Origin of the sequence: Nocardia albiluteola (assembly GCF_018860155.1) — a bacterium.
GTDB lineage: Bacteria > Actinomycetota > Actinomycetes > Mycobacteriales > Mycobacteriaceae > Nocardia > Nocardia albiluteola.
On sequence record NZ_JAHKNI010000013.1, the window covers coordinates 201,003 to 221,275 of the forward strand.

Below are 20,273 nucleotides of genomic sequence, written 5' to 3' on the forward strand. Positions count from 1 at the left end.
GACAGCGGTGCGGCCCTCGTGGCCGACGATCGACGGGGGCGGATCTTTGTTCGGGCTTCTGAAGCCATGCGCGCACAGTGGGGCGAAATACGGTGTCGGCGCACGGGAATTGAGCGCCCAGATGTGCGGGCTGTGCCTGGGCCTGCGCGACGGGCACGGCCAGATGGCCCGCGCGGCAACCAATACCGATGCCATCGTGCTCAGCGTGCTGACCGAGGCACAGCGGCCCCAGGCGGCCGGGCGCAGCACGGCGGGTCCGTGCCCGCTGCGCGGGATGCGGCGCGCGAGCGTGGCCTCGGCCGAGTCTCCCGGCGTTCGGCTGGCCGCGACGGCGTCGTTGCTCCTGGGAGCGGCCAAGGTTCGCGATCACGTGGACGACGGCGAGGCGGGCGCGCTGCGGGCGCGGCCGATGGGGATGGTCGCCGACCGCTGGTTCGACCGGGCACGCGCCGGGGCCGCGGACATCGGCCTCGACCTCGCGCCGCTGATCGAGGCGATCGGCGAGCAGGCACTGATCGAGCGCACAATGGCTGCGGCGCAGAATGATTCGTAGGGACGAGAACGCAATCGGACGGCCGGCGCGGACCCGGCCGTGGACACCGATGACGCTGGCAACTCCGGCCAAGTCGGCGCCGATCGTCACCGCTTGCTACAGCGATTCCGGCGGGCGGATCGGCGTTCGGAATCCGAGCACGACGGCTCGACTCACGACTCGGACGAGGTGTCCGCCGCACCCGAACGGCGCACCGCGATGCTGGCCCGACTGACCCGGGCCACGCAGCTGTGCACGGCCGAATTGTTCGCGCACAGTGCGGTTCTGGCCGGACGGCCGGAGAATGCGTCCGCGCTGCGGGATGCGGGGTGGCACTTCGGGCGGATCGCGCATTTGGCCGACGCCATCGAGGACCTGGACGAGGACCGGCAGCGGGGGAAGTTCAATCCGCTGGCCGCGACCGGAACCAGCACCGAGGAGGCGTACGGCCTGCTGCGCGAATCGAATTCGCGGGTCGAGGAGGCGCTGTGGCGGGCCGGGCTGGCGGGCGTGCCGACGGTACGCTGGGCCCTGCTGGATCCGCTGACCGGGGTGGTGCGCCGGATGCGGCGGGCGGTTCGGGCGGCCTGTTCCGAGGCGGGCCACACCTGTTCGCACGGGCAATGCGGAAACTCGAAGTCCGACCGCACGATTCCGGGATCGGTGGATGCCTCGCGCACGGTGCAGTTGCTCGGATTCCCCGTCGTGCTGGGGCGCGTGGAGATTTCGGGCGTGCACGGTGGGCGGCACGGTCTCGTGAAGACTCACGACGCGCGCGACCGGCGGCACAGCCTCGTGAAGACCGACTACGCGCACGACGAGCGGCACAGTCTTGTGCGGGTTCCGGACGCACACGACGACGCGCGGCGGGATCTCGTGCACGCGGTGGTCAGTGCGTCGAGCTCGCGATCTGCACTGCACGATCCCGTCCTGCGGGGTCCCGGGCAACCGGATCCCTATGGCCCGCAGCGCGGTCAGCCGTACCAGCCGGGGCCGTACCCCAGGCAACCCGACCCATATCCCCCGCAACCGGGCGCGAATCCGTATGGCCCGCACCCCGGGCGGGAGCCCTACGCTCCGCAACCCGGTCCAAATCCCTACGGCCCCACACCCGGTCCGAATCCCTACGGCCCCACACCGGGTTCTGATCCGTACCGTCAACCACCGGGCGGGGATCCGAACCGTCCACAACCCGGTGCAGACCCATACGGCCCTGGTCCCGGTGACCCGTACCGGCAGAACCCTTATGGCCCCGGGCAACCCGGCCAACAACCCGGCGCGCCCCATTTCGGCCAGGGTTCACAGCAGGCGTACGACAACCAGCAATTCGACTACAAGCCCGACGATCTCACCACCGTACCCGGCGGCCGCCCACCGGCGGAGCCGCCGAGCGGCTGCTGGGACAGCATCGGCATCCTCTGCTTTTCCTACTGCACCGGTTACGCCTGCTGTGCCGAACATCGCGGCCCGTGCAAGGGCGAGCGCCATCAGGCGTGCTGGCGGACGGCCGAGTGTGACGATTGCTGCTGTGATTGCAGTTGCGACTGCTGCTGCGACACTAGTTGCGACTGCTGCTGTGACGGATGCTGCGACTGCTGAAATCACAAGAACCGCACACCTTTCCGGCGGTGCGCTATCGGATCCCCCATGCGACCCGATAATCGGCCGGAAAGGTGCGCGGCCCTGTTGTTCAGCTCGGTGCGGCGGATCCCGCGGCGCCCCACCAAGCCCGGAGACGGCAGCGCAGCATCACCGCACCGGGCCCGCGGTGGCACCGCGGTACAGCCCGCTCAGCGTAGCGTCGCGGTCAGATACGGGTAACCCTTCTTCGGATGTTTCAGGGACAGGTCCCAGCCGCCCTCGGCCTGATCGGCGTACGCGTTGATCGTCGAGGGCAGCAGGATCGGCTTGCCGAATTTCACCGAGTAGGTGGTGGCGGCGGGGATGCGGCCCTCGATCGTGCCGAGGATGGCCGCGGCCGACCACATCCCGTGCGCGATCGCCCGCGGGAAGCCGAATGCCTTGGCGCTCAACGAGGACATGTGGATCAGGTTGCGATCGCCCGAGGCCGCGGCGTAGCGGTGGATCTGTGCCTGATCGACCCGCAGCGCGCGCAGCGGCGGCGGGGGCACCTCCTCCGGCTTGGGTTCGGGCTTGGGCCCGCCCGACAGCGAGGTGCGCTGCTGGTGCATGAACGAGGAGGTCTGCCGCCACACCAGTTCGCGCCCGACGCTGATCTCGGTGATGGCGTCGACCACCAGGCCCTTGGGATGCTCGCGCAGATTCTCCATGTGCGTCCGGATATCCAGCGGCTCGCTCACCGAGATCTCGCGCGTGCGCTCGATCACGTTCTCCATGTGCACCGAACCGACCGCCGCGAACGGGAAATCCCGTGCGGTCAGCAGCTGCATCACGGTGGGGAAGGCCAGCACGAACGGATAGGTCACCGGCAGTGAGTCGCCGAACCGCAGGCCGGTCGCGTGGCTGTACGCGGCCAGATTGTCGGCGTCGATGGTCTGGCCGGTCAATTCCACCGCGCGGTCCGGGATCCGCGAGCTCCGCGCCGAAAGCATCGGCAGCGGAACGGCTCCCAGCGCGGCCTTCAGGTAGAGGCTGCCGGTGCCGGGGGTCTGGCTCAGCTTGATGGTCTCGGTCATCGTGTCCCGCTCAGGCGCCGATGAGGCTCTGGCCGCAGACGCGGACGACATTGCCGCTCACCGCGTTCGAGGCCGGGCTGGCGAAGTACGCGATGGTCTCCGCGACGTCGACGGTCTGCCCGCCCTGCGACAGCGAGCTCATCAGGCGGCCGGCCTCGCGGGTCGCGAGCGGGATGGCCGCGGTCATCGCGGTCTCGATGAAGCCGGGCGCGACGGCATTGATGGTGACGCCCTTCTCGGCCAGCTTCGGCGCCTCGGCGTTGACCATGCCGATGACGCCCGCCTTGGAGGCGCCGTAGTTGGTCTGGCCGCGGTTGCCCGCGATGCCGGCGATCGAGGACACGTCGATCACGCGCCCGCCCTCGCGCAGCGCGCCCTTGGCGACGAGCGCCTCGGTAATGCGGTGCGGCGCCGCGAGATTCACGCCGATGACGGCGTTCCAGCGGGCGTCGTCCATGTTGGCCAGCAGCTTGTCGCGGGTGATGCCGGCGTTGTGCACGATGATGTCGATGCCGCCGAAGCGCTCGGTGGCGAATTCGGCGATCTTGTCCGCGGCGTCGGCCGCGGTGACGTCGACCGCGAGGGCGGTGCCGCCGACCTTGTTGGCGGTCTGCGACAGGGCCTCACCGGCGGCGGGGATGTCGGCGACGATGACCTTCGCGCCGTCGCGGGCAAACACCTCGGCGATGGTGGCCCCGATGCCGCGCGCGGCGCCGGTGACCACGGCGACCTTGCCCTCGAGCGGCTTGTCCCAGCTGGCGGGCGCGGTGGAATCGGCCTTGCCGACCCGGAAGACCTGACCGTCGACGAAGGCCGACTTGCCCGACAGGATGAACCGCAGGGTGGACTCGAGGCCCGTCGCCGCGGCGGCGGCCTCGGGGTGCAGGTAGACCAGGTTCGCGGTGGCGCCGCGCAGCAGCTCCTTGCCGACGCTGCGGGTGAAGCCCTCGAGCGCACGCTGGGCGATCTGCTCCTCGACGCCCGCGGTCAGCTCCGGGATGGTGCCGACGACCAGGATGCGGCCGCTGCCCGCGATCGAGCGCATGGCGGGCTGGAAGAACGCGAACAGCTGCGACAGCTCCTCGATGGAGGCCACGCCGGTGGCGTCGAACACCAGCGCGCCGAATTTCACGCCGGCGGCCGGGGCATCCACGAAGGTGTAGTCCGACAACAGGTTTCGCGCCGCATCGGCGACCCGGCCCTTGCCGCCGAGCAGCACCGGCCCGGGCAGCGGCGGCTCACCCGCACGGTAGCGGCGCAGGTTCTCCGGCTTGGGCAGGCCCAGCTTGCTCGCCAGGAATGCGCCGGGAGCCGAGTGAACAAACGATCCGTAGAGGTTGGGAGCGCCCTTGCTTTTGCTGGCTGCCACTGTTCCTACCTTTTCCTTTGCTCGTAGGTGACCCGTCGTCGTGCCGGTTCCGCGCCCCGCCGTAATTGGACAGATCTCCGGGGCACGTGTCGACATTAAACTTACTCGAGAGTAAGTTTAATGTAAACCGACACACCACGAGCATCGGACGGCGCCGAGACTTCTGCACGGCCGACGCGCCGGACGCACCCACCCCCGACGAGACTGTGCCTACCCACCCCGCCGGCTCCGCCGGCTCACCGTCCCCCAATGCCTACCCACCCCGCCGGCTCCGCCGGCTTTACCGTCCCCCGAAGGAGACTCGAGTGACAACCAAAGCCCGTTCGGCGAATGCCAATTCGGCCAGGAGCACCAAGCAGGCGCGCCCCGTCGCCGTCCTCGGCGGCAACCGGATCCCGTTCGCCCGCTCCGACGGCAAGTACGCGCACGCGTCCAATCAGGACATGTTCACCGCTGCGCTGAACGGCCTGGTCAGCCGGTTCGGGCTGCAGGGCGAGCGGCTGGGCATGGTGGTCGGCGGCGCAGTGCTCAAGCGCGTCGGCGAGCACGGCCTGATCCGCGAGAGCGTGCTGGGCAGCGAGCTCTCGCCCTACACCCCCGCGCACGATCTGCAGCTGGCCTGCGGCACCGGCCTGCAGTCCATCGTCACCGTCGGCGACGGCATCGCGCTGGGCCGCATCGAGGCGGGCGTCGGCGGCGGCACCGACACCACCTCCGACGCGCCGATCGGGGTGAGCGAGTCGATGCGCGAGTGGATGCTGGATGCCAACCGCGCCAAGAAGAATTCGGACTACGTCAAGCTCGTGGGCCGCCTGCGCCCGAGCATGGTCGGCATCGAGATCCCCCGCAACGCCGAGCCGCGCACCGGCCTGTCGATGGGCGAGCACGCCGCCATCACCGCCAAGGAATTCGGCATCACCCGCGAGGCGCAGGACGAGCTGGCCTACCTGTCGCACCGGAACATGGCCGCCGCCTACGACCGCGGCTTCTTCGACGACCTGATCACCCCGTTCCTCGGCCTGACCCGCGACGACAACCTGCGCCCGGGCTCGACCCTCGAGAAGCTGGCCACCCTCGAGCCCGTCTTCGGCAACAAGCTGGGCGATGCCACCATGACCGCGGGCAATTCCACCCCGCTCACCGACGGCGCGTCCGCGGTGCTGCTGTCCAGCGAGGAGTGGGCCACCGAGCACAACCTGAAGCCGCTGGCCTACCTGGTCGACAGCGAGGTCGCCGCGGTCGACTACATCTGGGGTCCGGACGGGCTGCTGATGGCGCCCACCTACGCGGTGCCGCGGCTGCTCGCGCGCAACGGCCTGACCCTGCAGGACTTCGACTACTACGAGATCCACGAGGCGTTCGCCTCCGTCGTGCTCGCGACGCTGCAGGGGTGGGAGTCCGACCAGTACTGCAAGGAGCGCCTCGGCCTGGACGGCGCGCTGGGCTCGATCGATCGCGCCAAGCTCAACGTCAACGGGTCCTCGCTGGCGGCCGGTCACCCGTTCGCGGCGACCGGTGGGCGCATCATCGCCCAGGCCGCGAAGCAGTTGGCGGAGAAGGGTTCCGGGCGCACGCTGATCTCGATCTGCGCCGCGGGCGGCCAGGGCGTGGTCGCGATTCTGGAGCGCTGAATTCGCTTATTCGCCAACGGCATCCGGCTCGGGATCGACCGGGCCGGATGCCGCTACCGCTGGAATTCCTGCTGCTCTCGCAGCTGTTCCTGCTGCTGCTCCCACAGCGCCTGTGCCTGCCACTGTGATTGGCCCTCGGCCTCCCACGTGATCGGCGACCCGCCCGGCCCGCAGTCCTCGGTGAAGGTCTGCGTGCTGTCGGGCGCCACCTGGTAGCCGGGCAGGGGCCACAGGATGCGCCCATTCGCGCACGCCGCGTGGAGGTATCCCGTGCCGGGTGCGTCGTCGTCGTTGACACAGGTGGTCACGACCTGCGTGCCCTGCGGTCGCGCGGAACAGTTGACCTGGCCGAACGGCCGAGCCGACGCCGAACCGGCGCTCAGCAGCAGCCCGCCGCCGACGACCGTGGTGATCGCCGCGTACGCCGCGAATGAACGGATTCTCATACTTCCCCACCTCGATTTCTCCCCAGAAATACCAGCTTCGCATCCACTGTTCCCGGCGGTCAACAGGTTTGGCCGCCGACTTGGAAATGCCAGGACCCGCCCGCAGGACATACAGTCTCAACCATGGGTGATGTGTCGGCGAATACGGCTCTCCAGACGGCCCGGCTGGCTCTGCGCCGCCCGGTCCCCGGCGATGTCGATGCGATTCTGGAGATCTACGGCGACACGCATCCCGGGGTGTTGACGGTGACCACTCGCGATGGGGCGCAACGCATCTACGACGAATGGAACGAGCACTGGGATCGGCACGGCTACGGCTACTGGGTGATTCGGCTGCGGGGCGAGAGTGCCGTGGCGGGCTTCTCCGGGGTTCGCACGATGCAGTATCCGGCGGGCACGGTCCTGAATCTGTTCTACCGCCTGGCGCCCGCGGTCCGGGGTCGCGGCCTCGCCACCGAGGCCGCGAGCGCGGTCGTCGCCTGGTCGCACGCCCACCTGCCCGAGCTCCCCGTCATCGCCCGAATCCAGCCGGATAACCACGCCTCGCCCGGCGTGGCCCTGCGCGCGGGTCTCTCCCCGGCCGAACACCTGAACACCGACAGCTGGATTCACTACTGCGATCCGGCCGACTGGGGCCGGGAAGGCTGAGCCGCTACCGCGAAACCACCTGCTGGCGAGCCAGATCGAAGGTGCGGCGGGCCAGGGCCGAGATGTCGCTGTTGTCGTAGCCGGACACGGCGGTGCGCAGCTGATCGCGCAGGGGGCCGGTCCAGTGTTGCGGAATATCGCTGGCGCCCACGAGGATTCCGGATATCGAGCCGGCCGTGGCGGCGGTGGAGTCCGTGGCCCGGCCGCTCTGTACCGTCAGGGCGATCGTCAGGGTGAAATCGCCCTCGCCCCACAGTAATCCGGCGGCGATGAGGCAGGCGTTGGGCACGGCATGCAGCCAGTTGTAGTGGCCGTGCCGGGTGTACACCGCGGCCACCGCCTGCTCCCAGCCGACGCCGCGCCGATAGTCCTCGACGACCTGCGACAGCGCCGTGGCCAGCCGCGAGTTCGCCGGAATCACCTGTTGCGCAACGGTAATCGCGGCCAGGGCGTCGGCGGCAGTGAAGGCCGCGGCGACCGCCGCGGCCGCCCACATCGCAGCCCAGCGCCCGTTGCCGGTGTGCGAAAGCGACGCGTCGCGGGCCGCGAGTCCGGCCGCGCGCGCCGGATCGCCGGGGCACACGTAGCCGTAGATGTCCGCGCGGATCAGCCCGCCGATCCACTCGCGGTAGGGATTCCGGTAGTTCGCGGTGGTGTGTCCGTCGGACCCGGCGGGGGAGCGCAGCCACGCCGGGCCCGCATCCGGTGCGGTCAGGCCGTCGATCAGGTTGCGGTATGCGACGCGCTCGGCGCTGTTGGTCTGCAGAAACGGCAGCCGCTCGAGCCATCCGTCCGCGACATCAGCGGGGGTGAAACTCATGCCCTGGTGCTCGAGCAGGTGCAGGCCGAGCACGGTGTAATCCAGATCGTCGTCGCGCGGGCACCCATCGACGCGGCCCCGCGTGGATTCCGGCCAACTCGGATTCAGCTGGTAGCCCTCCGGCATCGGGCTGGACACGGGCACGTAGTCGATCAGCGGATAGGCGTCCGTGCGTTCCAGATACGTGCGGATGTGCCGCGGGGTCCAGGTGGATCCGTTCGCCAGCGGCCGGCCCAGCGTGCACCCGACACATCGACCCAGCCAGCCGCCCAGTATGCGGTCGTAGAGATGGGTCGGCGGCGTCGGCGAGCGGAGGGGATGGTCGGTCGACGGAGCCTGCGAGGTGGGTGAATGCAGCGGGGCGCCGGCGCCGTTCTCGCGGTACGGCCAGGCGGGGTCGCGGGGTGCGGCCTCGACCCGGCCGAGCAGGCGCCAGCACGCGGCGGTGTTGAGCGTGGCGGTGCAGGTGAGATCGCGGACCTCCTCGCCGAAATCGTCGACGACATATCCGGATTCGCGGCGCTGGCGCCATTCGAAATACAGCAGCGCGCGCGGATCCCCCTCGGGATGACCGAAGGAGGCCGATTCGATCGGGTCCATGGCGTTCAATGGGTGCGACACCCGAATCCGGTGGGCAGAACGACAGTGCTGCGATGCGGGCCGATATCCACGACGCTCCCCATTGGACGGTGCATTCGAGATCAGAATACCCGTCGAAGACCGCGAGGAATGTGCGCCGGGAAAATCCAGTCGAACCCAAACCTGCCGCCGCACCGGTTCTTTCGGTGAACCGCTGGCGAATCATGTCGCACCGGGCGCTTTCGGACAACAAACCGACCGGACGCAATGCCGAATGCGGCCGTCGATATTTCCGGACCGCGACCCGCAGTGGCCCCGCCGGGTCCGGGGACATTTCCGCTGGCAAGAGGCCCTGACATCCCCGTTTCAGACTGGGTGGACGGGTACTCTCTCCACGTAGTCAAGGCACCGGAGCCCGGGAGGTTCGTCATGCCCTGCGACCTGATGCTCATTGCGTACGACGGCTCGGAGAATGCCAAGCGGGCCGTCGAATATGCGGGGCGGTTCCTGTCCGCGCCCAGGGCGGTAGTGCTCACCGCCTGGGAGCCGATGGTCCGCCAGACCGCGCGACTGTCCGGAATGTCGGGTGTCTTGCAGCCCGAATGGGTGTCCGACGAGGAACTCGAGGACATCGCCTACGTCGACGCCAAGCACATCAATTCCGAGGGGGTGCGGCTGGCGAAGCTGGCCGGGCTCAATGCCGAACCCCGGACGGCCGAATGCACCTCGACCATCTGGAATGCCATCGTCGATGTCGCCGACGACCTGAACGTCGATATCATCGTCGCGGGCACCCGGGGCGCCACCGGCATCCGCGCGCTGCTGCACTCGAGCGTCGCCGAGGCCGTCCTCAAGCACTGCCATCGGCCGATCCTGCTGGTCCCGCCCGCCTGCAAATAGTGCGACGCGGCCGACCCGTCGCCGCAGGTGCGTCGCGGTGCGCCGCGCCCGGGCATGGCGACGCCACGCGGGCCGCCCATCGCCCCGGGCGCCTTCCTTGCCCGGCATCACAGTGAGACGTGTGTCCCTTCCCCGGCTACCGCGGGTGAACCGGAGACTATGGTCGAAAAACTATGGACGGATTTCTGCTCGCGCAGCCCGGGGGCGTCGTACGAACCACCGGCACGCGGCGCGCGTTCGACGACGCCCGCGCCGCACGCGCGGAGCTGGCGAGCGGAGCGGCCGGCCTGATCGTCGGGGCGCTGCCCTTCGATCCGCGGAATCCGGCCGCGCTGTGCGTGCCCGAGCGCGCGGAACACACCGCCGGACCGTGGCGCCCGGCCGCCCTGCCGCCCCTGCCCGAAGTCCGGGCGATCACCGAAATCCCCAGCGCCGCAGAGCATATCGCGCGGGTGACGAAGCTGGTGGAGCAGCTATCCGATCCGGCCCAGCCGCTGCGCAAGGTGGTGGCCGCACGATCGGTGCTGGCAGCGGCGGCCGAACCGCTGGCCCCCGAGGTGATCGCCGGGCATCTGCAGGTGCGCCATCCCCGGGCCAATATCTTCGCCGTCGACCTGACCCCCGCGGGACGAACCGGTGCGGCCCTGGTCGGCGCGACCCCGGAGGTACTGGTGGCCCGGCACGGCGAGACGGTGACGCTGCGCCCGCTGGCCGGCACCGAACCCCGCCGATCCGATCCGGAGCTCGACGCCCAGCGGTCCCGCGAACTGCTGGCCAGCGCCAAGAACCGCGAGGAACACGCCTACGTCATCGAGTGGATCCGCGAGCGCCTGGCCCCACTGTGCGAGCTGACCATCCCCGACGAGCCGGAACTGATCAGCACCCACGAGGTGTGGCACCTGGCCACGCCGATCCGGGGGCGCGTGCGCGACCGCACCACCACCGCGCTGGATCTGGCGATGCGGCTACACCCCACCCCCGCGGTCTGCGGCACCCCGACCGACCTGGCCCTGGACACCATCACCGAACTCGAGGAGGACCGCGGCTTCTACGGCGGCGCGGTCGGCTGGTGCGATGCGCGCGGGGACGGCGAATGGGTCGTCGCGATCCGCTGCGCCGAATTGTCCGCCGATGGCCGCACCGTGCGCGCGTTCGGCGGCGGCGGCATCGTCGCGGCCTCGGAGCCCCGCGCCGAACTCGACGAGACCACCGCCAAGCTGCGCACCTTCCTCGGCGGCCTCGACTGCGCACTACCCTAGGCCGGTCCGCGCCATCGCCGCGCCGGTCCGGGCCCGGGCGGGCCGCGCTTACGATCACCGTTCGATGTTGTAGGTTGACCCGGATACGCCTGCGTCGATGTATGGGAGTTCCGCGATGAAGTTTGCCGTTCCCGGTGTAGCAAGCGCTGTCGCCGGAGCCGTGATCGGTGCTGTCGCGGTGTTCGTCATCACGGCGGCGGCCGCGCAGAATTCGCGGCCCGCCATCGACCGCAGCGGCAACCAATCGTCGTCGCTGCTCAACAACGTTGAATACGGCAGCCGCTGAGCCAACCGCCGGCTCCCATCGCACCGCGCCGCTGGGGCGGCGCTGGTTCGCCGGAACGGTCGCCGCGGCCTTCCTGCTGACGTTCCTGCAGGCGCCCGGCCTCACCGTCGCCGACACCAAATATGATCTCGCCCAGAATCCCCTGGGCTTTCTGCGCCGGGCCGCGCACCTGTGGAGCAGCCAGGCCCCGATGGGGCAGGTGCAGAACCAGGCCTACGGGTATTTCTTCCCGCACGGCGCATTCTTCGCTCTCGGGCACACGCTGGGCCTGCCCGCATGGATCACGCAGCGGATCTGGTGGGCCCTGCTGATCCTGGCCGGATTCTGGGGAGTGATCCGGCTCTGCGAGGTCCTCGGCATCGGCACCCGCGGCTCCCGCATCGTCGCGGCCCTGGCCTTCGCCCTGGCGCCGCGCGTGTTGACCACCATCGGATCGATCTCGTCGGAAACCCTTCCGATGATGCTCGCCCCCTGGGTGCTGCTGGCGCCCGCGGCACTGGGGCGAATCACCCAGGTGCGCAGGAGGATTCGGCGCTCATCCGGTGACACCGATCCCCCGGGCGAACCAGGCGGACCGGACACCGGTCGGCCCGGGCATCGCCGATGGGCCACCGTGGTCCGAAAGTCCCGCTCACGGCTGTGGCGTGAGCACCGCAATCGGCGAAACGCGCCGCCGCGATCCGGCGCACACAACCTTCCGACCCCTGCCGTGGGGACACCCGCGGGGGCCGCGCCCCCGGTGCGCCAAGAGGGGAGTGCGGATCGGCCCGACGGCGCGGATGCAACAGCCGCACGGGGACCGAACACTCGGATGACCGGGTCGACCGGGATCGAGAGGTCTGCCGCGCACCAAGCGCAGGGGGTAGCAGTCGCCGACGATCGGGTCGGGCTGAGCGGTGCCCCGGCAGACCTCACCTCGTATGGTCTGCCTCGGCATGGGGCGCTATCGGCCGCCGGGAGCGCGCTGGCGCTGGCCCTGATGGGTTCGGTGAATGCGGTGGCGACGGCGGCGGCGTTTCTGCCCGCCGCGATCTGGTGGGCGTCGTACCGGCCCAATCGGGCCTGGTGGCGGTTCACCCGGGCCTGGATTCCGCTGCTGGCGCTGGGGACGCTGTGGTGGGTGGTCCCGCTGCTGGTGCTGGGCAAGGTCAGTCCGCCGTTCCTGGACTACATCGAATCGTCCGGGGTCACCACGCAGTGGGCGTCGCTGGGTGAGGTGCTGCGCGGCACCGACAGCTGGACGCCGTTCGTTTCGCCCGAGCGGATCGCGGGGGCGGTGCTGGTCACCCAGCCGGGGGCCGTGCTGGCCACCGGGCTGCTGGCGGCCGCGGGCATGGCCGGGCTGGCGATGCGGTCGATGCCCGGCCGCGGCCGGTTCACGCTGATCCTGATCATCGGGCTCGTCGGCATCTGCGCGGGCTACGCCGGTGAGCTGGGCGGGCCGTTCGCCGAGCCGGTGCGGGCGTTCCTCGACGCGGGCGGGGCGCCGCTGCGCAATGTGCACAAGCTGGAACCGCTGATCCGGCTGCCGCTGGTCATCGGGCTGGCCCAGCTGCTGGGGCGGGTTCCGCTGCCCGGGTCGGCGCCGATGCCGGTGTGGCGCAGGGCCTTCGCCCATCCCGAACGCGACCCGATGGTGGCACTCGCCGCGCTGGTGCTTGCCGCCCTGGCGCTGTCGACCTCGCTGGCGTGGACGAGCAAGCTGGCCCCGCGCGGCGCCTACGACCGGGTCCCGGCGTACTGGACCCAGACCGCGCAGTGGCTCGCCGACAATGCCGCCGACACCCGTGCGCTCGTGGTGCCGGGCGCGCCGTTCGGCAGCCAGATCTGGGGGCTGACCCGCGACGAGCCGTTGCAGGCGCTGGCGACGACGCCGTGGGCGGTGCGCGACGCAGTACCGCTCACGCCGCCCGGGGCGATCCGCGCCATGGATTCGGTGCAGCGGCTGATCGCCGACGGGCGGCCGTCGGCGGGGCTGGCGCCGACACTGATCAGTCAGGGCATCGGAATTCTGGTGCTGCGCAACGATCTCGACCCCGACACCTCGCGATCGACCCGGCCGATGCTGGCCCACGAGGCCATCGAACGCTCCCCAGGGCTGACGAAGGTGGCGCAGTTCGGCAGCAGGATCATCACCGGTCACGGCAAGGGTCTGGTCGCCGATGGCGATCTGCGCCCGGAATATCCGGCCGTCGAGATCTACCGGGTGGAGGCGCCGTGGCCGGGCACGCCCGCCGACATCCACAGCGGCCCCGGCGCACCCGCATCCTTCCCGGGCGCGTATACGGTGCCGCTGGATTCGGTGCCGGTGGTGCAGGGCGGGCCCGAGGTGCTGGAACGGTTGCGGAGCTCCCCGGCGCTACCCAACGGTCCCGTGCTGCTGGCCACGGATGCTGCCCGGGCCGGATTGTCCGGTGGCACAACGCTGATCACCGACACGCCGATGGATCGCGAGACCGACTTCGGGAAGGTCGACGACCACAGTTCGGCGCTGCGCGCGCCCACCGACGCCCGGCGCACGTTCAATCGGGCGCCGGACTACGCCGTCCCGGGCACCCCGCTGGTGGAGGGCCGGTGGTCCGGCGCCACCATCACCGCGTCGAGCTCGGCCGCCGACGCCACCCAGCTGGGCGGCACGGCGCCGGGCAGCTCCACCGCGGCCGTCGTGGACGGCGACCCGTCCACCGCATGGCTGAGCAACAGCGCCGAACACGCTGTGGGGCAATGGCTCCGGCTCGATCTGGCGCATCCCATCCGGGCCGGGGTGCTGCAGGTGACGACGAGCGCGGCCGCCCTCGGGGATCCGGTGAAATGGATCGAGGTGCGCACCGCGAACGGCACCGTGGCCGCCCGCATCACCAAACCCGGTGGACCCGTTGCGGTTTCACTGCCCCCGGGCCGCACCGGCTGGCTCACCATCACCGCCACCGCGACCGAGGGCGGCACCGCGGGCGGGCAATTCGGCATCTCGGCGGTCGCCCTGGACGACTATTCGAACCGCGACGCACCGGTGCCGGTCGATATCCGCCACCGCACCGTGCTGCCACCCGTGCCCGCCGGAACGCGGGTGCGGGGCTGGGATCTCGGACAGGAATTTCCGGGCCGCGCGGCCTGTTTCGACGCACCCGACCGGGTGCGCTGCGATAACGGGCTGGCGCTGTCGGCCGAGGAACCCGGCACGTTCCAGCGCACCCTGAGCGTCCCCGGGCCGATGGACGTCGCCCCGCAACTCATCGTGCGGGCCCGGCAGAGCCCGGAACTCGAGGCGCTGCTCACCGATCACAACCTGCCCGTCGCGCGCGGCTCGGCCGACGTGGGCGACCTGCGCGGCTCGGCCTTCGCCGTCACCGACTCCGATCCGCGCACCAGCTGGATCGCCACGCAGGACACGGTGCGAAACCCCGCGGGCCCCAAACCGACCCTCACCCTGGAACTTCCGGCCCCCGCCCTGGTGACCGGGCTCGACATAACCCCGCCGACCGGAGCGCTGCCCGCCCGGCCCACCTCGGTCTCGGTCAACCTCGGCGACGGGCCGCAGGTACGTACGCTGGATCCCGACGCTCCCGCGGGCCGCCCGATCCGCATCGCGCTGCACCCCCGCCTGACGGACCGCATCGAACTCAGCATCGCGACGTGGAACACCGTATTGGACCGCACCGCACTGGGTTTCGCACAACAGCAGCCGCCGGGCCTGGCCGAGGTTCGCGTGCTGGGCCCGGACTATCCCGCCCCCGCCCCCGATGACCGCCCCATCACCATCGACTGCGCCCACGGTCCCACGATCGCCGTCGGAGGGCGGACCGTACACACCACGATCACCGCCACGGCCGACCAATTACGGTCCAGCGCACCGGTTCCCGCGCAGGTCTGCGGAATCGATACGATCGGCCCCGACGCGACCGGGCCATCCGTTGCGAAGTTCGTCGATCTGCCGGACGGCCAGGTGGACGTCACCGTTACCCCCACTCCGATGTTCTCCGTCAACGAGCTACGCCTGAACCGCACAGATGTTGCGGCCCAGCCCGTTTCGGCGCAACCCGGTACCCGCCTGCTGGTCCTGCCCCTGAGCACCAACGTAGGCTGGCGCGCCCACACGGCGGACGGTCACACACTCACCCCGATAGTCGCCGACGGCTGGGAACAGGCCTGGCTGGTACCCGCGGGCGCCCAGGGCCCGATCACCGTCGAATTCCCCATCGACCGCTGGTATCGACTGTCCATCTTCGGTGGACTACTGCTGTTGCTCCCCCTGATCGCCCTGGCACTCCCCCGGTTCCGGCGCCGCCGGGCAGTCGATCGGCCACTGAATCCTGCTGCCGAGCAAGCACCCCCCGCCACGGAACCTGACGCGGCATCCCCCACGACGGAACCCGATGCACCGGCTGATCCGGCCCCGCGCACCTGGAACAGCCGGGTGCCGGGCGCGATCGGGCTGACACTCGCAACATTTCTGATCGCCGGGCCGGTCGCGATCGGGCTCACCGCCGCGGGCCTGGTGGCCGACCGGTACTTCGGCCGCCGGTCACCACGCATCCTGATCGCGGTCGCCGGGATCGGCACGGCACTGGCCATGGCGGCACTGTCCACCGGACCCTGGCGATCCCCGGACGGGTACATGGGCGGCTCACTCTGGGTGCAGTTCCCCGCCCTGGTATCGATTGTCGCGCTGGGGATTTCCGCGCTGCCGCGCCCGACGCGGGCGACCGGCCGCTAGCCGAAACGGCGCCGGACCCATCGGCGCACCGGTTCCTCTATCAGCGCGTAACCGGCCGCCGCGATCGGCAGGGTGAACAGCACCGTCAGCGCCAGCACGTGCAGGAACATGCCGTGGAACGGGACGATTCCGAAGACTTGGAACACCACGCTGAGCACCGCGAGATGCCAGATGAAGATGCCGTAGGACCAGCGGCCGATCGTCGCGGCGAGCCGGCTCTCCAGCCAGCGGTGCCGGGCGTCGCCGAGGATCAACGGGGCCAGCAGGCCGAATCCGATCAGCGCGCCCAGGCCCATCTTGCTCACGTACTGCCAGGCCTGGCCGCGAGCCAGCCCGGGCAGGCCGCCCAGGTCCGTCGCCGACAGGAGCAGCGCGATCAGCGCCATCGACCACATAGCCCGGCGGCTTGCGCCGATACGGCGCCACACCGGCGGCTTCGCGGCGCTGCCACCACCGAGCGCCCGCCCCTCCACCAATTCGGCCAGCAGCATGCCCGCGGCGAACCACGGCAGATATCCGGGCAGCCAGTTGTCCGAGTGAATGGCGTTGGGCGTCGGCACCGGCAGCAGATTCCAGCCGAGGCTGATCAGGCCGAACCCCAGCACCACCGGCGCCCGCCAGCGCGCGGCTGGACCGCGCAGCCACACCATGGCCAGCGCCAGCAGTGGCAGCAGCAGATAGAACGCCACCTCCACCGACAGGCTCCACATCTGGGTCAGCCCGTCGGTCAGGGTCAGCGGCACGAATACCTGGATCAACGTCAGATTCGCCACCCACACCCGCCGCCCCGCCGACTCGGCCGCGGACGGCAGCAGTGTCAAAACCGCACACACCACGACCCAGTAGGCGGGCAGGATGCGCGCGGCCCGATGCAGCAGGTACCGCCCCGCCGACGGGGCCGCGCCCAGCCCCCGGGCCGCGGCCGCGTGCGGACGCCAGAGCAGGAATCCCGAGAGGCCGAAGAAGACCGCGACGGCCATGTCGAACCGCTCCAGCACCCGGCCGAGCACCGGAATCCCCGTCGCCGCGGTCTGAAACGCGACATGGGTGACCACCACACCCAGCGCCGCCAGCCCGCGCATCCCCTCGAGCGCCGGGACGAAACCACGAGCGGCGGTGCGCTGCCGCGGAACCGGCGCATCGCCCTGCCCGGCTCCGGGCTGGGCATCCGGTGTCATGGTCGTGGTCATCGGGTTCCAGTGTGCCCGTGTTGTCGGTCGACCAGGGTTTGGGGATGTTTCCGGCCTCACATCGATGCTTCCTCGGTTCGGACTGTTAGTGTCGGGGCTCACGAGCGCCGCGCAGTGGACGCACCGCGACTCGGTACTGCCTGTTGGATGACGAGGAGAGTTTGCATGGCACTGCGTGCCGGTACTCGAAGGACGGTGGCCTGCCTGCTCGTGGGTCTCGGCTCGCTGCTGATCATCGCGGCGGTGCTGACCCCGACGTATGCCCTCGGCCAGCTGGCGAAGACCCCCCTCGACCTCGAAATCACCACGATCGCCAACAACAGCCCGAACGCGCCGAGCCAGGTGCTGGAGGCGAGCTCCCTGACCTCGGGCTCGGGGGCGGCGAAGGTCGATTCCAACGTGCGGTTGATCTCGCAGCGGTATCTGACCGTCGAGGATCCCTCGGACAAGAACGAGATGACGATCCAGGCGGGCCAGACGCTGCGGAACATCGACCTCCAGGGCGACACCGGCCTGCTGTCGGCCACCATCGACCGGGTCACCATCAACCGCAAGTCCGGCATGCCGGTCGATGAGGATCCGAACGGCTCGATCGCGGTCGCCACCGACAGCAAGGGCAACAGCATCGCGGACCCGGTGCAGCACGACGGGCTGCAGTACCGGTTCCCGATCGGCACGAAGAAGCAGACCTACCCGTACTTCGATCTCAACGTGCGCAAGTCGTCCGACATGAACTTCGTCGAGCAGACCGAGATCAACGACCTGAAGGTCTATCACTTCCAGCAGAAGATCCCGGCCACCGATCTGGTGAAGGTGGTCAGCTCGCCCACCAACCAGGTGACCCTGCCCGCCGCCAAGTGGGGCGTCGCGGGCGGTCAAACCAACATCACGATGGACCGCTACTACACCAACACCCGCGATGTCTGGGTCGAGCCGGAGACCGGCACGATCATCAAGGGCTCGGAGCAGATTCACCTGTACTACGCCCGCAGCGCCGACAAGCCCGAGCTGACCGCGGTGCAGACGACGCTGGTGTTCGACGACAACACGGTGAACTCGCAGATCGCGATCGCCAAGCAGAACATGGACAAGATCTCGCTGTACGGGCGGACGCTGCCGATCATCCTCGGCGCCGTCGGCGTGATCGCGCTGATCGTCGGGCTGTTCTTCGGGTTGCGCGGCAACGGGTCCGAGAAGCCCGGCCGCCTGGTCAAGCCGAAGAAGCCCAAGGGCACACCGGCGGCCGAGCCGCCCATCGGGTCCGCCGGGCTCGCTGCGAGTCTCACCGAGCAGCCCACCCAGCAGCTGAAGATCCCCCGGAATATCTGAGCGTTCTCAGAACCTATCTGATCGGTGGCTCCCCGCGTATTCGGCGGGGAGCCACCGCTTTCCTGCCACAGCCACATCGCGCTCCGCCGGGGGCGCACCACCGCGAAGCGACATCATTCGCAGCACTGTGCCGTAGCAAATATCTACCGCAGAGAGCAATTCGACAGATCGGCCGATACCTACGCCGACGGACGGTCCCCGGCCCCACGCGCGGCCGCGCGCAGGACGATGACGATGATCGCTGCCGCGACGACGGCGACGACACCCGTTGCGGTACCGATCAATACGGGCAGCGAACGCGCGAACAGCCCGATCACGATCACCTCGACCGCCAGGCCGACCCAGGTGATGGCCGTGGGCGCGGTGCGATCCACGGCGATGGCGGAGAGCAGCGCGCCCTGCAGCAGCGCGAGCAGCGCACCGTCGAGCGCGAACAGCCACAGCCAGCCCTCGATCGGGGCATAGTCGTGTCCGGCGAACACCGGGGCGAGCGGCGCCAGCACGGCCGCGCCCGCGACCGCCGCAATCCCCACCGCCAGCAGCACCCCGAGCGCGTCCCGGATCGCCCGGGCCGAGTACTGCGGCTGTGCCATCCGTGGATACAGCACCACCCCGACCGCCTGTGGCAGCCAGAACGCGATCTTGGTGGCAATGGCGCCCAGGGCGTACCGGCTGGCATCGGCATCGTTCAACACGATCCGCGCCACGATCAGATCCGCCGAGGACAACGCCATCAGCGCCGCCTGCACCTGGGCGGCCCGCAGCACGGCCGCGCCGCCTTCGGGGATTCGCATCCGTTCGAGAACTCGGTGGGAAGCCCGCCCGCCACCGGGTGCGACCGGGTCGTGCCCACCACCGACCGCTTCGTCGCCCGTTCCGGCGGGGATCCGCTCCATGTGGGCCCGGGGGCTGCCGGGAACGAGCACGCTTCCTGGAACTCGATCGCCGATATCGCCGACGGCTGGATCCGCTCGGTCCGCCGCGAGCGGGAGCGCGCGCGCGCCGATGCGGGCCGCGAGGGCGGCAACGAAGAGCCCGAGGGCGGCAGCCCACAAGGCCCCGCCGGAGCCCGCACCGAATGCCAGGGCGAGCAGCGCGGGAGCCACCCGCGCGAGGCCCGCACCCCCGAGCACGACGGCAAGCGCGCGGAATCTGCGCGCGCCCTGCAGGATCCCCTGCTCGCCCGAGAGCAACACCTGCGCGGGGGCCGCGACCAGCGCACCGGCGGCCGCGACCGAGCCGACCTGCAGCACCGCGCTCACCACCGGAATCAAGACCACCGCGACCACCGCCACGACGGCCGCGCTCCGACGGCCCAATCCGCGCACGGCCGCAACGGGCGCACCGCGCACCAGCTCCCGCGCCACCACGTTCTGCAGCGCCAGCGCGGGCACCGCACACAACAGCTGCACCGCCAGCAGGCTCGCGAATTCGCTGTACCCGGCCACCCCCAGCCACCGCCCGGCCAGCAGCTGCAGCAGATACCCCGCCGCATTCGCCGTCATCGCCCCCGCCGTCACCAACGTCAAATCCCGGACACCGGGCAGACGACGGGGAGCAGACATCCCGCCATGCTCCCATCTCCCCCACCTCCCGCTCGTATTCACCCGGCCTCAGCCGCCCGCGGCGCCGGGCCCACATGATCCGGCAGGCCCATATGGCGCGCCAAGCCCACGCGATGCGCCGGGCCCGCATGGCCGCGCCAAGTGCACGTGATGCGCCAGACCCCTGTGGTATGCCAGACCCGCGATGCGCAGGCCCACGTGATGCGCCGGGCCCCTGTGATGCGCCGAGCCCACCTGATGCGCCAAGCCCACATGGCCGCGCCAGGCCCATGTGGTCCGCCAGGCCCACATCGCCTCGCGAAGCCCATGTGGTGCGCCAAGCCCAGCTGATGCGGCAAGCCCACATGG

Annotated in this window: 15 protein-coding genes; 9 read left to right on the forward strand and 6 right to left on the reverse strand. The window is 70.3% G+C overall.

Going from position 1 to position 20,273, the window contains the following annotated elements; all coding sequences use genetic code 11:
- Positions 1–109 precede the first annotated feature (109 nt).
- Together KO481_RS44520 and KO481_RS32325 are read left to right on the forward strand one after the other, a co-directional pair.
- On the forward strand, positions 110–553 hold the full coding sequence (locus tag KO481_RS44520) for a DUF5685 family protein (RefSeq protein ID WP_215922265.1): 444 nt from the start codon (positions 110–112) through the stop codon (positions 551–553).
- Between the two features lie 93 nt (positions 554–646).
- Positions 647–2,131 carry a DUF5685 family protein gene (locus tag KO481_RS32325; RefSeq protein WP_215922266.1) on the forward strand — a complete coding sequence of 495 codons (1,485 nt, stop codon included), beginning with the start codon at positions 647–649 and terminating at the stop codon, positions 2,129–2,131.
- A 191-nt stretch (positions 2,132–2,322) separates the two neighbouring features.
- Here KO481_RS32325 and KO481_RS32330 read toward each other — a convergent pair whose 3' ends face one another.
- Together KO481_RS32330 and KO481_RS32335 are read right to left on the reverse strand one after the other, a co-directional pair.
- Entirely contained in the window at positions 2,323–3,189 is an 867-nt protein-coding gene (locus KO481_RS32330) for a MaoC family dehydratase (RefSeq protein WP_281066233.1), read from the reverse strand.
- A 10-nt stretch (positions 3,190–3,199) separates the two neighbouring features.
- Positions 3,200–4,558 (reverse strand): 3-oxoacyl-ACP reductase, encoded by a 1,359-nt coding sequence (locus KO481_RS32335; protein WP_308166849.1) that lies wholly within the window; start codon positions 4,556–4,558, stop codon positions 3,200–3,202.
- A gap of 305 nt (positions 4,559–4,863) precedes the next feature.
- Between KO481_RS32335 and KO481_RS32340 the strand changes: the two genes are divergently transcribed.
- On the forward strand, positions 4,864–6,189 hold the full coding sequence (locus tag KO481_RS32340; RefSeq protein WP_215922268.1) for an acetyl-CoA C-acetyltransferase: 1,326 nt from the start codon (positions 4,864–4,866) through the stop codon (positions 6,187–6,189).
- Positions 6,190–6,242: 53 nt separating this feature from the next.
- Here KO481_RS32340 and KO481_RS32345 read toward each other — a convergent pair whose 3' ends face one another.
- The gene (locus KO481_RS32345; protein WP_215922269.1) at positions 6,243–6,635 is read right to left on the reverse strand and encodes a hypothetical protein; all 393 of its coding nucleotides are present in this window, start codon (positions 6,633–6,635) and stop codon (positions 6,243–6,245) included.
- 123 nt (positions 6,636–6,758) lie between these two features.
- Here KO481_RS32345 and KO481_RS32350 point away from each other — a divergent pair, with 123 nt between their 5' ends.
- Complete coding sequence (locus KO481_RS32350; protein WP_215922270.1) at positions 6,759–7,283, forward strand: GNAT family N-acetyltransferase; 525 nt, start codon at positions 6,759–6,761, stop codon at positions 7,281–7,283.
- A gap of 4 nt (positions 7,284–7,287) precedes the next feature.
- Here KO481_RS32350 and KO481_RS32355 read toward each other — a convergent pair whose 3' ends face one another.
- Positions 7,288–8,703, reverse strand: coding sequence for an ADP-ribosylglycohydrolase family protein (locus KO481_RS32355; RefSeq protein WP_215922271.1), 1,416 nt, complete (start codon positions 8,701–8,703; stop codon positions 7,288–7,290).
- Positions 8,704–9,111: 408 nt separating this feature from the next.
- On the opposite strand from KO481_RS32355, the gene KO481_RS32360 reads away from it, so the two are divergent.
- From KO481_RS32360 to KO481_RS32375, 4 genes are all read left to right on the forward strand, one after another.
- Entirely contained in the window at positions 9,112–9,582 is a 471-nt protein-coding gene (locus tag KO481_RS32360; RefSeq protein WP_215922272.1) for a universal stress protein, read from the forward strand.
- Positions 9,583–9,755: 173 nt separating this feature from the next.
- Positions 9,756–10,841, forward strand: coding sequence for an isochorismate synthase (locus KO481_RS32365; protein WP_215922273.1), 1,086 nt, complete (start codon positions 9,756–9,758; stop codon positions 10,839–10,841).
- A 115-nt stretch (positions 10,842–10,956) separates the two neighbouring features.
- Entirely contained in the window at positions 10,957–11,127 is a 171-nt protein-coding gene (locus KO481_RS32370; RefSeq protein WP_215922274.1) for a DUF2613 domain-containing protein, read from the forward strand.
- Entirely contained in the window at positions 11,108–15,841 is a 4,734-nt protein-coding gene (locus KO481_RS32375) for an alpha-(1->3)-arabinofuranosyltransferase domain-containing protein (protein WP_372452155.1), read from the forward strand. Before KO481_RS32370 ends, KO481_RS32375 begins: the two co-directional genes overlap by 20 nt.
- Here the strand turns inward: KO481_RS32375 and KO481_RS32380 are convergent.
- Complete coding sequence (locus KO481_RS32380; RefSeq protein WP_215922275.1) at positions 15,838–17,031, reverse strand: acyltransferase family protein; 1,194 nt, start codon at positions 17,029–17,031, stop codon at positions 15,838–15,840. The two genes, KO481_RS32375 and KO481_RS32380, sit on opposite strands and share 4 nt — an antisense overlap.
- A gap of 165 nt (positions 17,032–17,196) precedes the next feature.
- Here KO481_RS32380 and pgfA point away from each other — a divergent pair, with 165 nt between their 5' ends.
- Positions 17,197–18,360: a cell envelope lipid trafficking protein PgfA gene (gene pgfA / locus KO481_RS32385; RefSeq protein ID WP_215922276.1), complete on the forward strand. Its 1,164-nt coding sequence runs from the start codon at positions 17,197–17,199 to the stop codon at positions 18,358–18,360.
- A gap of 179 nt (positions 18,361–18,539) precedes the next feature.
- Here pgfA and KO481_RS32390 read toward each other — a convergent pair whose 3' ends face one another.
- Positions 18,540–19,925, reverse strand: a complete 1,386-nt coding sequence (locus KO481_RS32390) for a polysaccharide biosynthesis protein (RefSeq protein WP_215922277.1) — start codon at positions 19,923–19,925, stop codon at positions 18,540–18,542.
- Positions 19,926–20,273: the final 348 nt, after the last annotated feature.

What these genes read in the sequence shown, in the direction of transcription:
- KO481_RS32330 (WP_281066233.1), bottom strand. Translation starts at nt 3,189, where the DNA reads ATGACCGAGACCATCAAGCTGAGCCAGACCCCCGGCACCGGCAGCCTC.
- KO481_RS32345 (WP_215922269.1), bottom strand. Translation starts at nt 6,635, where the DNA reads ATGAGAATCCGTTCATTCGCGGCGTACGCGGCGATCACCACGGTCGTC.
- KO481_RS32350 (WP_215922270.1), top strand. Translation starts at nt 6,759, where the DNA reads ATGGGTGATGTGTCGGCGAATACGGCTCTCCAGACGGCCCGGCTGGCT.
- KO481_RS32355 (WP_215922271.1), bottom strand. Translation starts at nt 8,703, where the DNA reads ATGGACCCGATCGAATCGGCCTCCTTCGGTCATCCCGAGGGGGATCCG.
- KO481_RS32360 (WP_215922272.1), top strand. Translation starts at nt 9,112, where the DNA reads ATGCCCTGCGACCTGATGCTCATTGCGTACGACGGCTCGGAGAATGCC.
- KO481_RS32365 (WP_215922273.1), top strand. Translation starts at nt 9,756, where the DNA reads ATGGACGGATTTCTGCTCGCGCAGCCCGGGGGCGTCGTACGAACCACC.
- KO481_RS32370 (WP_215922274.1), top strand. Translation starts at nt 10,957, where the DNA reads ATGAAGTTTGCCGTTCCCGGTGTAGCAAGCGCTGTCGCCGGAGCCGTG.
- KO481_RS32380 (WP_215922275.1), bottom strand. Translation starts at nt 17,031, where the DNA reads ATGACCACGACCATGACACCGGATGCCCAGCCCGGAGCCGGGCAGGGC.
- pgfA (WP_215922276.1), top strand. Translation starts at nt 17,197, where the DNA reads ATGGCACTGCGTGCCGGTACTCGAAGGACGGTGGCCTGCCTGCTCGTG.
- KO481_RS32390 (WP_215922277.1), bottom strand. Translation starts at nt 19,925, where the DNA reads ATGTCTGCTCCCCGTCGTCTGCCCGGTGTCCGGGATTTGACGTTGGTG.